The organism is Collinsella sp. AF23-2, from assembly GCF_003459245.1.
Classification (GTDB): domain Bacteria; phylum Actinomycetota; class Coriobacteriia; order Coriobacteriales; family Coriobacteriaceae; genus Collinsella.
In genome coordinates, this window is sequence record NZ_QRVG01000002.1 from 13,931 (window position 1) to 34,266 (window position 20,336).

The following is a 20,336-nucleotide window of genomic DNA, read 5'->3' on the forward strand; positions in this document are numbered from 1 at the left end:
GTGTTTGATTCTCTGAGCGATCGCCTCAATGACACATTTGACCGCCTGCGCGGCAAGGGTAAGCTGACCGAGGCCGACATCACCTCGGCCATGCGCGACATTCGCATGGCGCTGCTCGAGGCCGACGTCAACTTTAAGGTTGTCAAGGAGTTCGTCGCCAAGACCAAGGAGCGCTGCATGACCGCCGAGGTCATGGAGTCGCTGTCGCCGGCGCAAAACGTCGTCAAGATCGTGCTCGACGAGCTTACCGAGATGCTCGGCTCCACCGAGAGTAAGCTCGTTTTTAGTAACCGCATTCCTAATGTCATCATGCTCGTGGGCCTGCAGGGCTCCGGTAAGACCACGGCGGCCGTAAAGCTGGCCTACCTGCTCAAGAAGCAGGGCCGCTCGCCGCTGCTCGCCGCGTGCGACGTCTACCGTCCCGCCGCAGCCGACCAGCTAGCCACGCTTGGCGGAGAGATCGGCGTGCCGGTCTTCCGCGGCGACGGTGCACACCCGGTCGACATCGCCAAGGGCGCTATTCAGGAGGCCGTCGACCACCTGCGTGACGTGGTCATCGTCGATACCGCCGGTCGTTTGCAGATCGACGAGCAGATGATGCAGGAAGCCGTGGACATCAAGAAGGCCGTCAAGCCCGATCAGGTGCTGATGGTCGTCGATGCCATGACCGGCCAGGATATCGTCAACGTCGTCTCGACCTTCGCCGAGCGCACCGACTTTGACGGCGTGATCATCTCCAAGCTCGACGGCGATGCCCGTGGTGGCGGCGCGCTTTCCGTGCGCCAGGTGACCGGCAAGCCCATCAAGTTCGTGAGCATGGGCGAGAAGCCCGATTCGCTGGAGCCGTTCTACCCCGACCGTATGGCCAAGCGAATCTTGGGCATGGGCGACGTCGTCGGCATCATCGAGAAGGCCCAGGAGGCCGCCGATGCCGAGCAGCTCGAGGCCGCCGAGCGCATGCTGCGCGAGGGCTTTACCATGAACGACATGCTCGACCAGATGAAAGCCGTTAAGAAGATGGGCGGCATGAAGGGCATTCTCGGCATGCTCCCCGGTGGCCAGCGCGCGCTCAACCAGATGGGCGGCAACTTGGACGAGGGCATCTTCGACAAGAACGAGGCCATCATTATGTCGATGACCAAGGAGGAACGCCTGCGCCCCTCCATCATCAACGGCCAGCGTCGCGCCCGCATTGCCAAGGGCGCCGGCGTGACCCCCACCGAGGTCAACAGCCTTATGAAGCAGTGGGGCGAGATGAACAAGATGATGGGACGCATGCGCACGATGGCCAATCAGGCGCAGGCCGGCGGCAAGAAGGGCAAAAAGGGCAAGAAGGGCAAGAAGATGCGCATGCCCAATATCCCTGGCCTGGACGCTATGGGTCTGGGCAGCATGGGCGGCCTGGGTACGGGCGGTCCCAAGTCCGATATGGAGCTGCTGCGCCAGATGGAAGCGCAGATGCGTAATAAGAAATAGAGCTGTAATTCCAGCTTGATATGGCAAAGGCCACTCGGAAGCTACCGGGTGGCCTTTGTTGTTGGCTTTGATAGTTGGGCTGCGTTCAGTATCGCGCCCCGAGCTCGCGGTGCCGTGCCGTTAGTGGCAGCCGCAGCCCTCGTGGCCCTCGTGCTCGTGATGGCCGTGGCAGCTGCAGGAATCGCCATGCTCGTGAGTGTGGTCGTGGCCGTGGCCATGGCAGTCGCAGGTGGCCTCGCCGGTCTGCGCGAGCGTGCCGGCAATGAGGGCCTCGACGCAAGCGTCGCAGCTGCCCTGGGCACCTGCGTATACTGTGATGCCGGCTTGGGCAAGCGCGTTGATAGCGCCACCGCCGATGCCGCCGCAGATGAGCGTGTCCACGCCGCCGTTGGCGAGCAGGCCCGCAAGGGCACCGTGGCCGGTGCCGCCGGTGTCCACGACCTGCTCGTTGAGCACCTTGCCGTCCTGGATGTCATAGATCTTGAACTGCTCGCTGCGGCCAAAGTGCATAAAGATGTTGCCGTTGTCGTACGTCGTTGCCACCCTCATGGTGCCGACCTCCTTTGCTGGCCATGCGGCCGTCGTCGTGGTGATGGGGGAGTATGCGATATTGCCGCCTTCGATGACGATCGACCGTCCATTGACCAGCGCGTTTGCCACCTTGCGATGTGCGCGGCTGCAGATTGCCGCCACAGTGGCGCGGGCAATGCCCATGCACTGGGCGACTTCCTCCTGATTGAGGCCTTCCAGGTCGCATAGGCGCAGGACCTCGAGCTCGTCGACCGTCATGTCGATGGCATCTCCGCTGGCAAGGCCGTCGGGGGTAAAACCGCGATATTCGGGGATGATCCCTACGCGGCGTAGTTTCTCGCGTCTTCCTGCCATACACCCTCCAAATCTGACATATGTCAACAATAAGATAACGCGCGAGCGGAACCGTGCAAGGCATTTTTGGCATATGTCAGAAAATGAGGGCTTATGTTTTGGCTGTGGGGTCGCGTGCGCCTGGGCTACAATGAATTTCGCTTATAGGCGACTGACAGGAGGGTCAATGAGCAAGGCTGATCAACAGTTTGTAACCATGTGCCGCGATATCTTGGACCATGGCACCACCACCGAGGGCCAAAAGGTCCGACCGGTGTGGGAGGACGGCACCCCTGCCTATACCATTAAAAACTTTGGCGTTACGGCTCGCTACGACCTGCGTGAGGAGTTTCCCGCGCTCACCCTGCGTCGCACGGCGCTTAAGTCTGCCATGGACGAGATTCTGTGGATCTATCAAAAGAAGTCAAATAACGTCCACGACCTCAACAGCCATATTTGGGATGAGTGGGCCGACGAGACTGGCTCCATCGGCAAGGCCTACGGGTACCAGATTGGGCAGAAAAGCCATTATGCCGAGGGTGACTTTGACCAGATGGACCGCGTGCTGTACGACCTTAAGAACACGCCGTACAGCCGCCGCATCATGACCAACACCTACGTGTTTAGCGACCTGTCCGAGATGCACCTGTATCCGTGCGCCTACAGCGTGACCTATAACGTGACGCAGCGCCCGCAGGACGATAAGCCCACACTCAACATGATTCTCAACCAGCGCAGCCAGGACATTTTGGCCGCGAACAACTGGAATGTGTGCCAGTACGCCATCTTGCTGATGATGGTCGCGCAATCGGTCGATATGATTCCCGGCGAGCTGCTACATGTGATTGCCGATGCCCACATTTACGATCGTCATGTCGATATCGTCCGCGAACTTATCGAGCGTCCGCAGTTTGCGGCGCCTAAGGTAACGCTTAACCCCGACGTGCACGATTTCTATGCGTTTACGACCGATGACCTGATCGTGGAGGGCTACGAGCACGGCCCGCAGGTCAAGAACATTCCCATTGCGGTGTAGGTGGTGCTCATGACGTGTAAGCTATCTGCCATCGTCGCCGTGTGTGACGATTGGGGCATTGGGTGCGAGGGCGACATGGTGGTGTCCAATCGCGCCGACATGCGCCATTTTGTGGCGTGCACCAAAGGGTGCCCGGTTATTATGGGACGCAAGACCCTGCTGAGTTTTCCCGGTGGGCGTCCGCTCAAGAACCGCCGCAATATCGTGCTCACGCGTGACGAGAGCTTTGCTGCCGAGGGCGTCGACGTGGTGCATAGCGTCGACGAAGCGCTCGCCGTGGTTGCCGATGAGCCCGTTGCGTGGGTGATCGGCGGTGGCGAGGTGTATCGTCAGTTTTTGCCGTACTGCGTGGAGGCCGAGGTCACGCATGACCACTGCGTCCATCCCGTGGACACGTACTTTCCCGACTTGGACGCCGATCCCGCGTGGGAGATTGCGCGGCGTGGCGGGGTTGCCACGATTGCCTCGGGCGAGGGTGACGAGGGTGTCGATTATGAGTTCGTGACGTATCGTCGCGTTGAGGCATAAATCGCCTGGCGTGAACGGTATCATCGGGTTGATTGAGTGCATGGGGCGGCGCTTAGCGTCGCCTCGTTTGGTATAGATGTGCTGTAAAGAAGGGTGCGGGCTGGCTGCTATGACTGATGCCGTTGAGGTGCTGCGAATCGATTCGCTCGAGGACGAGCGGCTCGATGCCTACGTGCGACTGACCGAGCGTGAGCTTCGCTGCGTGCTGGAGCCGCAGAAGGGCATTTTTATCGCCGAGAGCGCCAAGGTCATCGAGCGTGCGGTTCGCGCCGGATACGAGCCGGTGAGCTTTCTTTTGGGCGAACGCTGGCTCGATCAGATGATGCCGCTGTTTGAGCGCCTGGTTGTGCGCGAGGGCGCGGGTCCGGTTCCTGTGTTCGTTGCCTCCATGGAGCTCATGGAGCAGCTGACGGGTTTTAACGTGACGCGCGGTGCGCTCGCGGCATTCCGTCGTCCACGCCAGATTCCGGTAGCCGAGTTCTTGAGTGGCGTCGTCGAGGCGGCGGGTGAGCGCCCGGTGCGCGTGTGCGTGCTCGAGGGCATTGTCGACCACACCAATGTCGGCGCGATTTTCCGCTCGGCGGCTGCGCTGAACGTCGATGGCATTTTGGTGAGCCCCACTTGCTGTGACCCGCTGTACCGTCGCTCGGCCCGCGTGAGCATGGGCACGGTGTTCCAGGTGCCCTGGACGCGCATTGGCAGCGAGGCGCGCGTATGGCCGCATGATGGGCTGGCGGCGCTGCACGATGCCGGCTTTTCGTGTGCCGCCATGGCGTTGACGGATGATTCGGTGTCGCTGGACGATCCCGTGCTGCAGGAGATTGACCGCCTAGCGATCTTTATGGGTACCGAGGGTGCCGGCTTGGGCACCAAGACCATTGCCGGCTGCGACCGAGCCGCGCGCATTCCGATGGCGCACGGGGTCGATTCACTCAACGTTGCCGCTGCGAGTGCCGTCGCCTTTTGGCAACTGTGCCCGCATGTGAGCAACGAGTACCACTACCAGCCGGGGCTGTATCACTAGGCAGATATTTCGCACCGGGCTCTGGTTCGGGACGTTTCGGCCGACGTCGGTCGGTGCTAAGCTGGTTTTGGCTTTCGTTTTAAAGTGCCGTTTTGTTGTTTGACGTACGCTGGTGGGGAGGGCGTGTGGCTAAGAAATCTACGGCTATCGATGTAACGCAGGGCGTTATTTGGCAGCAGCTGCTGTCGCTGTGCGTCCCCATCTTCTTTAGTTCGTTCTTTCAGCAGGCATACACGCTTATCGGTACCTATATCGTCGGTCAGTTTGGCGGCAAGCTCGCGCTGGGTGGCATTCAGGCCACGATGGTGCTTACGGAGCTCTGCATTGGTTTTTGCGTCGGTGTTGGTGCTGGATGTGCCGTTATTACCGGCCAGTTTTTTGGTCAGCACGATGACGAGCGCTTGAGCCGATCGGTCCATACGGCCATGACGCTCGCGCTGGTGGGCGGCATTGTCATTTCCATTCTGGGCATGGTGTTTGTCGAGCCGATGCTTGTGCTGATGAATACACCGCATGAGCTGCTGGCCGAGGGTGTGGCGTATGCCCGTTGCTACTTTGCCGCCATGTTTGCGGCGCTGCTGCTCAATATGGGCACCGCGCTGCTGCGCGCCGTGGGTGATACGCGTGGCCCTGCCGTGATCATTGCCTCCGGCTGCCTCGTGAACGTGGTACTGGATATCATTTTTGTCGCCGTGCTGCATATGGAGGCCCTGGGCTGCGGTATCGCTGTGGCGCTGACCATTTGCTCCAATGCCACGATGATTGTGATTCGCATGATGCGCGCTCCGGGCGCGTGGCGCCTGTCGCTCTCTAAGCTCGGCATCGATCGCGGCATTTGCAAGAGCATGCTTTCGTGCGGTTTGCCGCTTGGTTTTCAATCGGCGGCGTATTCGATCTCCAACGTCTTGATTCAGGTGTCGGTCAACTCGTTTGGAGCCGATGTCACGACCGCTTGGGGTCTTTCCGGTCGCCTGGACGGCATTATCTGGATGGTGACCGAGGCGCTTGGTGTGTCGATTACTACGTTCTCGGCGCAGAACTTTGGTGCGCGCAATTACGATCGCATGCGAAAGGGATACCACACGTCGCTCGTGCTTTCATTTGTGCTTATCGGTGGCCTGTCTGCCGTGCTGCTGGTATTCTCGGGCCCGCTTTCGCGTCTGTTTATCGACGATGCCGCAATTTCGGCCTACACCACGACGATTCTTCATTTCATCGCGCCGTTCTACGCGATCTTCTCGATTATCGAAAACGCGTCCGGCTCCATCCGCGGCGCTGGCGTGAGCTTCCAGCCTATGATGCTCACGATATTCGGCACGGTCGTGCTCCGCGTGGCGTGGGTGTTCGCGATTATGCCGCTCGACCCCTCGCTCGAGCATCTGCTGCTGGTCTACCCCGTAACCTGGGTAATAACCGCCACGATGTTCACCATCTACCACCACAGCGGCAACTGGCTAGGCCGCGCCACTGCCTAGCCGGCACTTGGGAACTGGCTAGGCCGCGCCACTGCCTAGCCGGCACTTGGGAACTGGCTAGGCCGCGCCACCGCCTAGCCGGCACTTGGGGACGTTCCTTTTCTGCCGGCACATAGGGACGTTCCTTTTCTGCCGGCACATAGGGACGTTCCTTTTCTGCCGGCACTTTGGGACACTCCTTGGGAAGTAATTTCGCCTTTTTCGGAGACTCTGTTTGTCGTGCCCTGTAAACTGTCAAAACGGGCTTAGCAAATTAGATCGTCCGCGCCTATCAGATGTTGCCCGGTGGGTTTGTGATGGGAGGGCGATATGCCAAGAACGGGTAGAGTCGTTTCGTTAACAGGCTATAACCACATAATCGCACGCGGTAATGGCGGCATCTGCATCTTCGAAGACGATGAAGATCGCTATCGGATGCTTACGCTGTTCGAGGATAAACTTGTCGGTAATGGCGTTGGCGTTACAGCATGGTGTCTCATGTCGAATCATTTCCATCTTATGGTCGACGATCATCATGAGAAGATATCTTCGTGCATGAGCGGCGTTCTTACCTCGTATGCGATGTATTTCAATCGCAAAACAGATCGAGTTGGGCACTTGTTCCAAGATAGATTTACTAATATTCCGGTCGAGAATGATGTACAAGCAATTTCGCTTGCCGACTATATTCATATGAATCCGGTCAAGGCAGGCATTTCCGCCGTTGATACATATCGTTGGTCCAGTTACCGAGCGTATGCTTACGGTTATGATGGATTTGGATTCTGTGACCCCGGGATTGTTCTAGATCTCGTGGGTGGATCTCTTGAGTATCGTCACTATCTTGCCGATCGAATTGACCAAGCGCCCTACGATGCTGAGCCTCGACCACGCATCCTGGATGATGAGGCTCTTGAGGTCGCCAAAAGCGTTGCCGCCCCTATATCACTTCCCGAGCTTGCTTCCATGAAACCATCTGAGCGGAAGCCCATTCTCTGCAAATTGAGAAGAGCGGGTCTCACGATTAATCAAATAGTGAGGGTCGTTGGCATTGGTCGTACGTCTGTTGTTTCTGGTACGGCAGGTTGGAAGAAGATTTAGGTTACTGGATAGGTGACGGCGCAGGAGTGTCCCCAACTGCCGGCAAAAAAGAAACGTCCCCAAGTGCCGGATTAGTATTCGATGCCTTGGCGGGCTAGGAGGCCTTCGTCGAAGTAGTGTTTGATGGGACGCATTTCGGTTACTAGGTCGGCAAGGTCGGCGAGGGGCAGCAAGCCGCGGCCGGTGAGCACGAGCTCTGTGGTGGTCGGTTTCATTGCGATCAACGCTTCGACATCTTCGCGCGTCACAAAGCCTCGGCGCATGGCTTCTCCCAGCTCATCCAAGATCAGCATGTCTACCTGGCTAATCTGCTCGCGTGCGAGCTCCATGATCTGCGCGGCGCAAGCCTCGGGCGTGTCGCGATCGGCCTGCACAATGCGCAGTCCCAGGCGCGGCGCGGCATCGTGTTCGGCGCAGTGCAGCTTCTTGGCAAACTGCAGCATGAGTACGTTGAGACCATAACCTGTGGCACGCAAAGCCAGCCCCAAGGCGGCCGTGGTTTTGCCCTTTCCGTCGCCCGTGTAGATCTGAACCTTGCCGACTTCCAGTGATGCCATCTCTGTCCTTTCGTGCCCGGCGTCGGTTTATCGTCGCTCGGGTTGGGTATTCTAGAAACCATTATCAACCCCAGTAGATGGAGTTCAAGCAGATGGAGATGGATGACAACAAACGTAGACGGAATATGATCCTCTACGTGCTCATCGCCTTCGTCGTCTACCTCGTGCTCTCGACCGTTCTGTTCCCCAACATCGGTCACACGCAGCAGATTACGAAGACCGATTACTCGACGTTTGTCAAAGCGCTCGATAAGAAGAGCGTCAACAAGGTCGAGTACAACACGGACGATTACACGATTTATTACACCAAGAAGGGCGAGGACGAGAACATCGCCTACAAGACGACCGGTGTGCCGAATGATGCGGGTTTTACCGATCGCGTGCTTGAATCCGGTGCGTCCCTGGAATCGGTCGTTCCCGACAAGAACTCGGGTTTGATGACCTACTACCTGCTCACCCTCATTCTTCCCATGGCGATTTTCTTCCTGATTGGCTGGTGGCTCAACCGCCGCATGAAGAAGGCCATGGGTGATGACGGTCCGTCGATGAACTTTGGCGGCGGTGGTTTTGGCGGCGGTGGACTGGGCAAGTCCGGCGCGCGCGTGATCGCCTCCAAGGACGTGGGCGTGACCTTTAAGGATGTCGCCGGCCAGGAAGAGGCCAAGGAGTCCCTCAAGGAGGTCGTCGACTTTCTGGAGAAGCCGCAGCGCTACGAGGAGATCGGCGCCAAACTGCCACGCGGTGCTCTCCTTGTCGGCCCTCCGGGTACCGGTAAAACCCTGCTCGCCAAGGCTGTGGCCGGCGAGGCGGGCGTGCCGTTCTTTAGTATTTCTGGTTCTGAGTTTGTTGAGATGTTCGTTGGCCGCGGCGCCGCTAAGGTTCGCGATCTGTTTAAGCAGGCCAAGGAAAAGGCCCCGTGCATCGTGTTTATCGACGAGATCGATACCATCGGTAAGAAGCGCGATGGCGGCGGCTTTAGTGGCAACGACGAGCGCGAACAGACGCTCAACCAGCTGTTGACCGAGATGGACGGCTTCGATAACCACAAGGGTATCGTCGTTCTTGCTGCTACCAACCGTCCCGACAGCCTTGACCCGGCCCTGCTGCGCCCCGGTCGTTTTGACCGTCGCATCCCCGTTGAGCTGCCCGACCTGACCGGACGTAAGAACATCCTCGAGCTGCATGCAAAGAGCGTGAAGACGGAGCCGCCGATCGACCTGACCGCGATTGCCCGCGCCACGCCCGGTGCCTCGGGCGCCGACCTGGCCAACATCATCAACGAGGGCGCGCTGCGTGCCGTCCGCGAGGGTCGCAAGCGCGCGACTCAGGATGACTTTGAGGAGTCGGTGGAGGTCGTCATCGCCGGCCAGCAGCGTAAGTCCACGGTTCTGTCCGACCACGAGAAACAGGTCGTGTCCTATCACGAGATCGGCCATGCCATCGTTGCCGCCCGCCAGAAGGGTTCTGCGCCGGTTACCAAGATCACCATCGTGCCGCGTACGAGCGGTGCTCTGGGCTACACCATGCAGGTCGAGGAGGATGAGCGCTTCCTGACCACGCGCCAGGAAGTCCTGGACAAGCTCGCTGTCTATTGCGGTGGCCGTGCAGCCGAGGAGCTTATCTTTGGCGAGATGACGACCGGTGCCGCCAACGATATCGAGCAGGCCACCAAGCTCGCCCGCAACATGGTGACGCGCTTTGGCATGTCCGATGAGTTTGGCATGATGGCGCTTGGTACCGTTCAGAATGCGTACCTCAACCAGGATACGTCGCTCACCTGCGCCCCCGGTACGGCCGAACGCGTGGACGCGATAGTCGCCAAGCTGATCGAGGATGCGCACGACCGCGCTCTGCAGATCCTCAAGGAGAACAAGTTTAAGCTCCATGAGCTGGCTCGTTATCTGTACAAGAAGGAGACGATCACGGGCGAGGAGTTCATGAATCTCCTCACGCGCGAGAATCCGCTGATGCCAAAGCAGCAGTAATACTGGTTGCGCAGTGTCTATCGCCCCATTTGAGTGTCCATCTCAAATGGGGCGTTTTGCGTGGGGAGAGTTGAATATGAAAATCGTGGTAAGTGCCTGCTTGATGGGCGAGAGCTGCAAGTATAACGGGCTCGATAACTACCATCGCGAGCTGGTCGAAGCGTGCGAATGCACGGGGACCGAGGTACTCTTGGTGTGCCCTGAGGTCTTTGGCGGCCTGCCCACGCCGCGCAAGCCGTCCGAGATTGTGAACGGCGAGGTCCGTACCTGCGAGGGCGTCTCGATCGATCGCGAGTTTCGCCTGGGCGCAGAGCGCGCACTCGATATGTGCGAGCAGGCGGGCGGCCCGTCCGAAATCGCTGCGTGCATCCTTCAAGATCGTAGTCCCTCGTGCGGTGCGGGTCGCATCTACGACGGAACGTTCAGCGGTACGCTCACTGCGGGCAACGGTGTTTTTGTCGACCTACTGCTGCACCACGGGTATCGTGTGATTCCCGCAAGTGAGTTCGACCCCAGCATACTGGAACATTGTCCATAGCACTCGAACCCAACACTTCCTCACGGGTGACCGTTTTGGCATCATCCGTGAAGTTTATATTGAGTACGACCCGGTCATCAAAGACGTAGACCGAGTTGACAGGCACGTACCCAGGCAGCCCCTCCCCGCGGCTCTCGCGCAGGAACGCGTACACGGCCCTCCCGTCTCTTGCGCCCCTCCTGGAATTGTCCACATCAGTGTAGCCAATTCAGTCCGCCAAGGGCTGAAGCCCGGACAACGCGGCGATGGAGGGCTTCTTCGGCCTGCTCAAGAAGGAGTTCTGGCACGGCAGGGACTGGTCGGACTGGACCCCCGCCCGCTTCATCGAGGAGCTCGGGGGCTGGATCGGTCGATACAATACGGAGAGGCGCAGCGATGCGCTCGGTGGCCGCACGCCGGCCGAGTTCCGCTCCGCGCTGGGAAGGGCCGCGTAACGGTCCAAGAAATCGTCCGCAGTCCCCATTCTTGCCCCTTTGGGACAGCTTCTTGTTGGGGCGTGCCTGCCCCTAACCCTGCTAGGAACGAGTACAGCAAACTGGAATTTTCAAATTAGTCTTTGCAAATTACCTTTGAACCTTCACCATCAATTACAATTCCCTGACGGTTGTTAATTGGGCATAGATTCAAATCCGAAAACTCAGTCATTATTTTCTCGGTAACTTTCTTAAATGGTGCTGTAAGAAAATGCGGAAGAACATAGAAATCAATCAAATTAAGCCCTGAATCATCTTCTTGTGAGTAGTCCTCCGGCTTTTCATCCATTTGCTCGATATATTGGATGCTTGGAGCGCATACAATCGCACCTGCCGATTCACCAATCATCAGTTTTCCCTTTTCCAATTCTTTCTTCAACAGCTCATCCGTTCCCGTTTTACGGAGCTGGTCTATAAGGAAAAAAGAATTTCTGCCGGTAAAATAGATCACATCTGAATCTTCAAAAAGAGACTGTATCGTTGAATAAGCCTCCGTTGAAATATCAATTTCAGTTACGATTGCTCCCAACTTTTTGAATAATTTTCGAGCCGAGCCGACATAACCGGTGTAGCCTTCACGCAGCGAAGCTGTTGGAATAAATGCGACTTTTTTATTTTCAATTTCTTCCTTTACCAGACTTCCTACACTTGAAAAGTGAGAACATAAAAACAGTTTCATCAATATTCTCCTATATATAAATTCTTATTTGTTGAACTAAGCCGTGTATACCATACTCTCCAATGAAAGAACGCCCTGATATAGCGAAATTTTGCCGTTTTCCTGCGTACGTGCGTACACACTCCACAGGAATTCTAAGGGGCCTGCCCCCTTAGCACACGGACTTTGGAACAAAGTCTAGTGTGTTACGCCTTGCCAGAGGTGTACGGGCTCCCGGTATGCACGTACGCAGCAATTGCCATCAATGCGCCATATAAGTGGCGATCAAGTTCGCATAAAGCGACCTTGATCCCGCAAAACAAAAGGCAGGATACCATCACCACGATGATACCCTGCCTCTGTTCGTTCCTGTTTACCGTTCCGAGTAGTCCTTCCGCAGAATTTCCGATAAACAAAAAACGTACCCGAACCCTTTCTCGTAAAGAATCGGGTTCGAGTACGAACTGAATGCTGGAGCAATAAAAAACCACCAGAAAGGTGCCTGTCCCCTTTGTGGTGGTTTTGGGCCAGTCCTAGAGCGTGTGGCCGTAGGTGTTGGCAGCCTTGATGGCGGCGGCGAACTTTTCGTCGGTGAAGGGCTCGGGGTTTCCCTGCTTCCACTCGTTGGTGGCGTGCGCATACTCGCACAGGGCGGGGATATCGGACTCGGAAAGCCCGACCTGCTCAAGCGTTACGGGCAGCCCCATCTCCTTGTTAAAGGCTGCGTAGCGCTCAAGGTTCTCGGTGTCGCCCGTGTAGGCAAACAGCACCAGCACGCCCAGGCTCACGACCTCGCCATGCAGGTAGGTGCCCTCGCGCGGAATGCTGCAGGTGGCGTTGTAGAACGCATGCGCCACGCTCGAGTTGTAGTAGTAATCGTTTTGGTTGGTCAGGTTGGAGACATAGCCCGTGTTGACCACGATATCGAGCGCGATCTGCTTGACGGCCTCGGTCGACAGGTTCTGGCGAACGTCCTCAAGACCCTGCACGCCATAGGTAAACAGCGGCTCGGAGCAGGTGTGCGCGAGCGCCAGGCCAAGACCGGCGGTGTGCTCCAGGTTGCCGGCGCTCGTGGCGTATTCGACCTCGGGCTGCTTGGACAGGGCGTCGCCTACGCCGGCCCAGAAGTACTCCGCCGGAGCCTCGGCAATGATCTTGGGGTTGATGAAGATGTGTGCGGGGCGGTTGGGGTACGAATAGCCCTCGAGCGAGCCGTCGTCGTTGTAGACAACGGCAATGGCGGTCGCGGCCGAGCAGTTGGAACAGATCGTCGGCACCGTAAAGACGATCTTCTTGAGTTCGATGGCCGCCGTCTTGACGGTATCGAGCGCCTTGCCGCCGCCGCACGCGATAAGTACGTCGGCCTCTTGGCAGGCGGGGGAGTTCACAACCTTGGCGATATTGGCGCGCGTGCTGTTGGTGCCGTAGACACGCGTCTCCAGAATCTCGACGTCGGTTCCCGCCAGCGCGGTTTCGATTCCGGGAAGCGCCGCGGCCAGCGCTCGTTTGCCACCGATGATTGCGACCTTGGTCGCTCCGTACTCGGCCAGCGCGCCGGGCAGCTCGTCAAAGCAATCCTCGCCGACGGTATAGTCGCTCATTCCAATCGTGCGCATAGCAGCCTTCTTTCGTTAGATAAAGTGCTTTCAGGTATTTTGCTCCAAGAGAAGGCTAGTGACCGTGAGAAATTTCTAAAGTATGAAACCGATGTTGAGGGTTTTTCGCCAGCGTTGACCGTGCTACCATACAGCGCAGAAGCGTTGATGGGGACGAGTAGTCGGCCGTCCGCATGCTACAGAGAGCGGGGAGCGCTGAGAGCCCGTGCATGCGACCGATGAAAATCACCCCGGAGCTGCGATCCCAACGGACGCGCCGTGCAGGCACGTCTTAGTAGACATCGCCGAGATGGTCGTCGATACAGGCCAGCCGAGTAACGGATGCGAGCGCGCGATAACGCGAGCGAGGGCATCTAAGCTGGGTGGTTAAGCGAAGAGCTTTTGCGGGCACGCTGCCCGTTTTGTGGCGCTTCGTCCCAGCTTGTAAGGGACGGGCGCTTTTTTGGTGCCCAACGGGCGTGCGCGCCCACGACATGAAAGGGGTACCGTGGCAAACGAGTACAAGCAGACGATGAATCTGCCCAAAACCGGTTTTCCCATGCGTGCCGGTCTTTCCAAGTCCGAGCCCAAGCGACTCAAGGACTGGCAGGACAACAAGGTCTACGAGCAGGTTTTGAAGAAGAACGAGGGTCACAAGAAGTTCGTGCTGCACGACGGCCCTCCGTACGCCAACGGCCCGATCCACATCGGCCACGCCATGAACAAGATCTCCAAGGACATGATCAACCGCTACTGGATGATGCAGGGCTATGAGGTTCCCTACGTCCCCGGTTGGGACTGCCATGGCCAGCCGATCGAGCACAAGGTCGAGGAGAAGCTCGGCACCGAGAAGTTCAACCAGACCTCCACGGCTAAGATCCGCGAGCTCTGCAACGAGTTTGCTGTCGAGAACATCGAGCTGCAGAAGGCTGGCTTCCGTCGTCTGGGCGTGCTCGGCGACTGGGACAACCCCTACCTGACGCTCTACCACCAGCATGATGCTGCCGACATCGAGGTCTTTAAGGCCATGTTCGATAAGGGCATGATCTATCGCGGCCACAAGCCGGTTCACTGGTGCAAGCACTGCCACACCGCTCTGGCCGAGGCTGAGATCGAGTACTCCGACGAGACGAGCCCGTCCGTCTTCGTCCGCTTTGAGATGACTTCCAAGCCCGCTGGCCTCGAGAGCTTCGACGGCCCGGTCGACTTTATCATCTGGACGACCACGCCGTGGACCATCCCCTCCGACCAGGCAGTTTCTCTCAAGCCCGGCGCCGCCTACGTCGCCGTTGAGCATGATGGCCGCGCCGAGGTCATGCTCGAGGACCTGGCCCCCAAGTGCTGCGAGGAGTTTGGCTGGGAGTACACCCCGGTCATGGTCGACGGCAAGCCCTATGTGGTTCCCGCCGAGACCTTCCACCACATCCACTATAAGCAGCCGATCTTTGACGGTGTCGAGGGCGTGGCCCTGCTGGCCGATTACGTCGGTGTCGATGACGGTACCGGTATCGTCCACAACTCGCCCGGCCACGGCGTCGACGACTACTTCGCCTGCCTCAAGGAGGGCATCACCGACATCTGCATGCCGGTCGATGACGACGGCAAATTCTACACCGGTGAGGAGTTTGGCACCGGCGGCCCCTTCAGCGGCATGGATACCGACGAGGCCAACCCGCACATCATCGAGTTCCTGCGCGAGCGCGGTACCCTGGTCCTCGAGAAGAAGATCACGCACAGCTATCCGCACTGCTGGCGCTGCAAGCATCCGGTGCTCTTCCGTGCCACCGACCAGTGGTTCGTCTCGATGGACAAGACGGGTCTGCGTGAGCAGGCTGGCAAAGAGGTTCGCGAGAACGTCAAGTGGTATCCGGCTCACGCCGCCAACCGCATTGGCGCCATGGTCGAGCAGCGTCCCGACTGGTGCATCAGCCGTCAGCGCAACTGGGGCGTGCCTATTCCCAGCTACACCTGCGCCGACTGCGGCGAGAAGGTCATGAACGACGACACGCTCGATGCCGTCATCAAGCTCTTCCACGAGAAGGGCTCCGACGCCTGGTTCACCGACGCTCCCGAGAGCTACCTGGGCGAGGCCTGCGTCTGCCCCAAGTGCGGCGGTCATCACCTTAAGGCCGATAAGGACATCCTCGACGTGTGGTGGGACTCTGGCGTGTCCTGGAAGGCCGTCTGTGAGTACCGTCCCGAGCTGGAGTACCCGGCGGACGTCTACCTCGAGGGCTCAGACCAGCACCGTGGTTGGTTCCAGAGCTCGCTGCTTACCTCGGTGGGCGCCAACGGCCACGCTCCGTACAAGGCGGTCGTCTCGCAGGGCTTCACCCTCGACGGTCAGGGCCGCAAGATGTCCAAGTCACTCGGCAACGTCATCGACCCCAATAAGGTCTGTGACGAGATGGGCGCCGACATCATCCGCCTGTGGGTTGCCTCCGTCGACACCAGCTCCGACGTTTCCATCGACCACGAGATTCTCGCCCGTACGTCCGATGCCTACCGTCGTTTCCGCAACACGCTGCGCTTCCTGCTCTCCGAGCTCGAGGGTCAGTTTGAGCCCGAGACCGACGGCGTCGCCTTTGCCGATCTGCTGCCGCTCGACAAGCTCATGGTTGCTCGTCTGACCCAGGTCCAGGCCGAGGTCGACGACGCTTACTCTTGCTACGAGTTCCCGCGCGCCTACCGTGCGCTCTACGACTTCGTGGTTACCGAGCTTTCCAACGTGTACCTCGACGCCCTGAAGGACCGTCTGTACTGCGAAAAGCCCGGCTCGCTCGAGCGCCGCAGCGCCCAGACCGTGCTCGCCGAGCTCTTCTCGATGCTCATGCGCGATCTGCAGCCGATTCTGTCCTACACCGTCGATGAGGCCATGGCCTATGCGCCCGCCGGCTGCGTCGATCATCAGAAGTACGCCGCGCTGCTCGATTGGTACAAGTCGCCCATCACGATCGACGAGGCCAATGAGTTTGAGGGCGTGCTCGAGGCTTCGCTCGAGCTCCGTGGCGCCGTGACCAAGGCCCTTGAGGATGCCCGCTCCGTCGGCACCTTCACCAAGAGCCAGCAGGTCCGTGTCAAGGCGGTCGTTCCCGCCGAGATGTATGCGCTGCTGACCGGCGACAAGGCCGTCGACCTCGCCGAGTTCTACATCGTCTCCGCTGTTGAGCTCACCCAGGGCGAGGAGCTCTCCGTTGCCATCGACGCTGCCGAGGGCGAGTGCTGCGACCGTTGCTGGAACTACCGCACCACCGTCGGCGAGTACAACGGCCACGCTCACATCTGCGAGAGGTGTGCGAACGCCCTTTAAGGCACGGTAACTCGGCATTTTAGTTATAGGGAGAATCTGGGCGCCTTCGGCCCATTTGCTCTGTTGAATAAAAGCGGCATTCTGTTTTCAGAATGCCGCTTTCGTTTTTAGCTGGTTATTTCGCTTGTGTTGGTGGATATGTCGTGCGCTCTGCGTGTGGCAATATAAGATGGTTACTTGCACTTAACGTTATTTGAGCTTTGAGGGTAGGGGATTTCTTTGGGTCGTGGTGCGGATATGACGCCGCCTTTGCGTTGGCGCCTGGGCGTTGCTGGTGGGGTGGCGCTCGTTGTGCTGCTTGTTGACCAGCTGACCAAGCTTGCGGTTCGTGCCGTTGGCGATGCTCTGCATGTGACTGTTATCCCCGGTGTGATCGATTTCGTGTTTGTTCGCAATATCGGAGCCGCCTTTAGCATGGGTGAGGGCCATGGTATGGCTTTTGCCGTGCTGGCGCTAGCGGTCATTGTCGCCATTGCCGTGTACCTGGTTCGTGCGCCTCAGCTCGCTCAGCTGGAGGTCGTGGGCATGGCTATGGTTGCGGGCGGCGCCATCGGTAACGCGATCGATCGCCTTGTCTTTGGCTTCGTGACCGATTTTTTCGCCACCACCTTCATCGACTTTCCCGTCTTTAATGTGGCCGATATCGGCATTACGGTCGGTGTGGTGCTGGCGCTCTTCGGTTACATGTTCTTGAGCCCCGCGGCTCGTGAGGTCGATGCGACCGCCGAGCTTAACGCCCGTGACGAGGCCCGTGCCAAGCGCAAGGCTAAACAACGTGGGGAGCGTGCCCGCAAGATTCGCGAAAGGACTGAGCGCTAATGGCCGACATCCATATCCTTGTTGCCGACGATGCCGCTGGTCAGCGTCTTGACGCCTATCTGGGCGCCAATGACGGCTGCCCTACGCGCTCTGCCTGCGCACATCTGATTGAGGGTGGGGTCGTAGTGGTCAATGGCGAGACCTGCCTGTCCAAAAAGTACGCCGTGCGAGCCGGTGACCGTATTTCGGTTGATTTGCCCGAACCGCACGATCCCACCGACGTGATTCCCGAGGCCATCCCGCTCGACATTCGCTATGAGGACGACTACCTCATCGTGCTCTCCAAGCAGCGCGGCCTGGTGTGCCATCCTGCGCATGGTCATGAGAGCGGTACGCTCGCGAATGCGCTGGTCTATCACTGCGGTATCGACCATCTGGGCACCGTGCAGGGCGAGGACCGCCCCGGTATCGTACATCGTTTGGATCGCGATACCTCGGGTCTTATGCTTGCGGCAAAGGACGACGATACCCAGCGCGCGCTCCAAAATCTTATCCGTACGCGCACGCTCGACCGCCGCTACATTACGCTCGTTCACGGTCATATCGCCATGGATGAGGGCACCATTAACACCGGCATTGCCCGTTCTACACGTGACCGTGTCAAGATGGCGGTTTCCGATGATCCTTTTGCACGCCAGGCCATCACGACCTTTAAGGTCCTTGAGCGCTTTGATTCCACGCGCTTTGATGACGGCTACACACTCGTTGAGTGTCACCTGTTTACCGGTCGCACGCATCAGATTCGCGTGCACATGCGCCATATCAACCACGCCTGCGTGGGCGATCCGCTCTACGGTAAGTGCGATGCGCGTGCCGATCAGGGTCTGACCAGGCAATTCCTCCATTCCTGGCGCGTGGCGTTCGATCATCCCGTGACGGGAGAGCGCATTGAGTGCCGCGACGAGCTGCCGTGGGATCTCGCCGCCGTCCTCGACGACTTAGCCCCGCGTTCGCTTGGCCGCACTGCTGCCGGCGACGAAATCGTACCGCAGCTCGGCCTGCTCGAAGCCTAGCCAGTATTAGGTGGTTTCTTGAACTCGGTAAGCCTGCGGTAAGATATACGGTTGTTTACGTAACACGTTCCTGGGAGCCTGCATGCTCGCCTTTTTACAAACCAACACACCCATCGTGATCTTCAACCAGATTGTCGTCACGCTGCTCACGGTCTGCTTCTTGTACCAGGTGGTCTTCTTTGTCATCGGTGCTCTCCGCGGCGAGGTTGCGCCTCCCAAGGCCAAAAAACTCCACCGGTATGCCTTCTTTATCGCGGCGCATAACGAGGAGGCCGTGATCGCCAACCTCGTTCGCTCCATCAAGGACCAGGATTATCCGTCCGAGCTCATCGAGGTCTTTGTCGTCGCCGATGCCTGCACCGATAACACCGCGCAGCTCGCGCGCGAGGCGGGCGCTGTCGTGTACGAGCGAAACGACCTGGCCCGTAAAGGCAAGAGCTGGGTCATGGACTTTGGTTTTGACCGCATTCTTAACGAGTATCCCGATACCTTTGAGGGCTACTTTATCTTCGATGCCGACAACGTTATCTCCCGCGATTACGTCTCCAAGATGAATGACGCCTTTGACCAGGGCTTCCATGTGGTCACAAGCTACCGCAACTCCAAGAACTTTGGCAGCTCGTGGATCTCGGCAGCGAATGCCACTTGGTATCTGCGCGAGGCGCGTTTTCTCAACAACGCGCGCAACATCTGCAAGACGTCCTGCGCCGTATCGGGTTCGGGCTACCTTATCTCGGCTAGCGTTATTGAGGGCATGCACGGCTGGCAGTTCCATACGCTGACCGAGGATATTCAGTTCACCACGTTCTGCGCTATTCACGGCATTCGTATTGGCTATGCGCCGGCGGAGTTCTTTGACGAGCAGCCTGTGACGTTTAAGGCGTCCTGGAAGCAGCGTATGCGCTGGACCAAGGGCTTCTACCAGGTGTTCTTTACCTACGGTAAGCATCTGGTCAAGTCGACCTTCCGCTATCATCGTTTTGCCGCCTACGACATGTTTATGACGATTGCCCCTGGTATGCTGTTATCGCTGATTTCGATGCTCGCCAACGCCACGTTCCTGATCGTCGGTGGTCTTTCGCATGGCTTTTTGGCTACCGAGGTTGAGATGCAGGCTTGTGCCGCCTCGCTCATTATGACCTTCGCGATGATGTATCAGACCTTCTTTATCCTGGCGCTACTTACGACCATCTTCGAGTACAAGCACATTCATTGTGCGCAAAAGTGGCGCCTGGTGACCAACCTGTTTACCTTCCCGATCTTTATGTTCAGCTATATCCCCATCACGGTGGCTGCGTTGTTCCTGAAGGTCGACTGGGTCCCGACGCAGCATGCCGTCAGCGTTACCCTCGACGAGGTCATGCAGGGCGCTAAATAACCACCACCAAAACCACCACGAAGGGGACAGGCACCTCTGTGGTGGTTTTTGCTTTTGAGAGACTGCCCCGGGAGGTGTTCAATGGTCTATATTCCCTTTTGGATCTGCGCCTTTGCCGGTGCGGTGATTGATGTCCGTGAACGGCGGTTTCCCAACGCGCTTGCCGCCGCATGCGCCGTGGCGGCGTTTGCAGGCGTTTGGCTGGACAGGGGCTTGAACACGGCGCTTGACCACGCCGGTCCTGCCGTTATCGTGTACCTTTCCCTTGTGCTCACTGAGTCGCTCTGGCGTCGTGCTCGCCAAGCCTCCGGCATCGGCATGGGGGATGCCAAGGCGCTCTTCGCGCTTTGCACGTTCGACCCTCTGGGGGGCATCGTGGCATTTGCCGTCGCGCTCCTGGTCCTGGCCCTCTCCTGCCTCTTCACAAAATCGCGCTCCCTGCCATTGCTCCCGTTTTTGGTGCCGATATTTGCCATAATCGAGGTCGTGGGCTGCACATTGTAACCGATTGCGCATCCTTTTTAAGG

18 protein-coding genes are annotated in these 20,336 nt (G+C 58.4%); 14 read left to right on the forward strand and 4 right to left on the reverse strand.

Translation table 11 applies throughout. The annotated features are described in order from the left end of the window. The gene (gene ffh / locus DWY03_RS01645; protein WP_117629292.1) at positions 1–1,476 is read left to right on the forward strand and encodes a signal recognition particle protein; all 1,476 of its coding nucleotides are present in this window, start codon (positions 1–3) and stop codon (positions 1,474–1,476) included. Between the two features lie 120 nt (positions 1,477–1,596). Here the strand turns inward: ffh and DWY03_RS01650 are convergent, their stop codons facing one another. Then, positions 1,597–2,361 (reverse strand): NifB/NifX family molybdenum-iron cluster-binding protein, encoded by a 765-nt coding sequence (locus tag DWY03_RS01650; RefSeq protein ID WP_117820271.1) that lies wholly within the window; start codon positions 2,359–2,361, stop codon positions 1,597–1,599. A 166-nt stretch (positions 2,362–2,527) separates the two neighbouring features. On the opposite strand from DWY03_RS01650, the gene thyA reads away from it, so the two are divergent. The 5 genes from thyA to DWY03_RS01675 all read left to right on the forward strand — a co-directional run bounded on the left by thyA (position 2,528) and on the right by DWY03_RS01675 (position 7,483). Then, positions 2,528–3,376, forward strand: a complete 849-nt coding sequence (gene thyA / locus DWY03_RS01655) for a thymidylate synthase (RefSeq protein ID WP_117629294.1) — start codon at positions 2,528–2,530, stop codon at positions 3,374–3,376. 9 nt (positions 3,377–3,385) lie between these two features. After that, positions 3,386–3,904 (forward strand): dihydrofolate reductase, encoded by a 519-nt coding sequence (locus tag DWY03_RS01660; protein ID WP_117820270.1) that lies wholly within the window; start codon positions 3,386–3,388, stop codon positions 3,902–3,904. Positions 3,905–4,013: 109 nt separating this feature from the next. Then, a complete protein-coding gene (locus DWY03_RS01665) occupies positions 4,014–4,928 on the forward strand; it encodes an RNA methyltransferase (protein WP_117798127.1) in 915 nt (304 codons plus the stop codon). Between the two features lie 125 nt (positions 4,929–5,053). Then, a complete protein-coding gene (locus tag DWY03_RS01670) occupies positions 5,054–6,403 on the forward strand; it encodes an MATE family efflux transporter (protein WP_117820269.1) in 1,350 nt (449 codons plus the stop codon). Between the two features lie 309 nt (positions 6,404–6,712). Further along, a complete protein-coding gene (locus DWY03_RS01675; RefSeq protein ID WP_117820268.1) occupies positions 6,713–7,483 on the forward strand; it encodes a transposase in 771 nt (256 codons plus the stop codon). 71 nt (positions 7,484–7,554) lie between these two features. Here DWY03_RS01675 and DWY03_RS01680 read toward each other — a convergent pair whose 3' ends face one another. Next, positions 7,555–8,040: a cob(I)yrinic acid a,c-diamide adenosyltransferase gene (locus DWY03_RS01680; protein ID WP_117757590.1), complete on the reverse strand. Its 486-nt coding sequence runs from the start codon at positions 8,038–8,040 to the stop codon at positions 7,555–7,557. 92 nt (positions 8,041–8,132) lie between these two features. Here DWY03_RS01680 and ftsH point away from each other — a divergent pair, with 92 nt between their 5' ends. The 3 genes from ftsH (at position 8,133) to DWY03_RS01700 (ending at position 10,997) form a co-directional block, all read left to right on the forward strand. After that, complete coding sequence (gene ftsH / locus DWY03_RS01685) at positions 8,133–10,025, forward strand: ATP-dependent zinc metalloprotease FtsH (protein WP_187361833.1); 1,893 nt, start codon at positions 8,133–8,135, stop codon at positions 10,023–10,025. A 76-nt stretch (positions 10,026–10,101) separates the two neighbouring features. After that, on the forward strand, positions 10,102–10,563 hold the full coding sequence (locus DWY03_RS01690) for a DUF523 domain-containing protein (protein ID WP_117820267.1): 462 nt from the start codon (positions 10,102–10,104) through the stop codon (positions 10,561–10,563). Between the two features lie 245 nt (positions 10,564–10,808). Beyond that, the gene (locus DWY03_RS01700; protein WP_099431656.1) at positions 10,809–10,997 is read left to right on the forward strand and encodes an IS3 family transposase; all 189 of its coding nucleotides are present in this window, start codon (positions 10,809–10,811) and stop codon (positions 10,995–10,997) included. A gap of 115 nt (positions 10,998–11,112) precedes the next feature. On the opposite strand, the gene DWY03_RS01705 is transcribed toward DWY03_RS01700, so the two are convergent. Together DWY03_RS01705 and DWY03_RS01710 are read right to left on the reverse strand one after the other, a co-directional pair. Further along, the gene (locus DWY03_RS01705; protein WP_117820266.1) at positions 11,113–11,715 is read right to left on the reverse strand and encodes a Type 1 glutamine amidotransferase-like domain-containing protein; all 603 of its coding nucleotides are present in this window, start codon (positions 11,713–11,715) and stop codon (positions 11,113–11,115) included. Positions 11,716–12,227: 512 nt separating this feature from the next. Continuing rightward, positions 12,228–13,310 carry an iron-containing alcohol dehydrogenase family protein gene (locus DWY03_RS01710; RefSeq protein WP_117820265.1) on the reverse strand — a complete coding sequence of 361 codons (1,083 nt, stop codon included), beginning with the start codon at positions 13,308–13,310 and terminating at the stop codon, positions 12,228–12,230. Positions 13,311–13,821: 511 nt separating this feature from the next. Here DWY03_RS01710 and ileS point away from each other — a divergent pair. From ileS to DWY03_RS01735, 5 genes are all read left to right on the forward strand, one after another. Continuing rightward, complete coding sequence (gene ileS / locus DWY03_RS01715; RefSeq protein WP_370446051.1) at positions 13,822–16,599, forward strand: isoleucine--tRNA ligase; 2,778 nt, start codon at positions 13,822–13,824, stop codon at positions 16,597–16,599. Between the two features lie 237 nt (positions 16,600–16,836). Beyond that, entirely contained in the window at positions 16,837–17,418 is a 582-nt protein-coding gene (gene lspA, locus DWY03_RS01720) for a signal peptidase II (RefSeq protein ID WP_117820397.1), read from the forward strand. Further along, complete coding sequence (locus DWY03_RS01725; protein WP_117820263.1) at positions 17,418–18,431, forward strand: RluA family pseudouridine synthase; 1,014 nt, start codon at positions 17,418–17,420, stop codon at positions 18,429–18,431. The genes lspA and DWY03_RS01725 overlap by 1 nt, the downstream gene beginning before the upstream one ends. Before the next feature lie 82 nt (positions 18,432–18,513). After that, the gene (locus DWY03_RS01730; RefSeq protein WP_117820262.1) at positions 18,514–19,809 is read left to right on the forward strand and encodes a glycosyltransferase family 2 protein; all 1,296 of its coding nucleotides are present in this window, start codon (positions 18,514–18,516) and stop codon (positions 19,807–19,809) included. 81 nt (positions 19,810–19,890) lie between these two features. Then, on the forward strand, positions 19,891–20,313 hold the full coding sequence (locus DWY03_RS01735; protein ID WP_117820261.1) for a prepilin peptidase: 423 nt from the start codon (positions 19,891–19,893) through the stop codon (positions 20,311–20,313). Positions 20,314–20,336 lie beyond the last annotated feature (23 nt).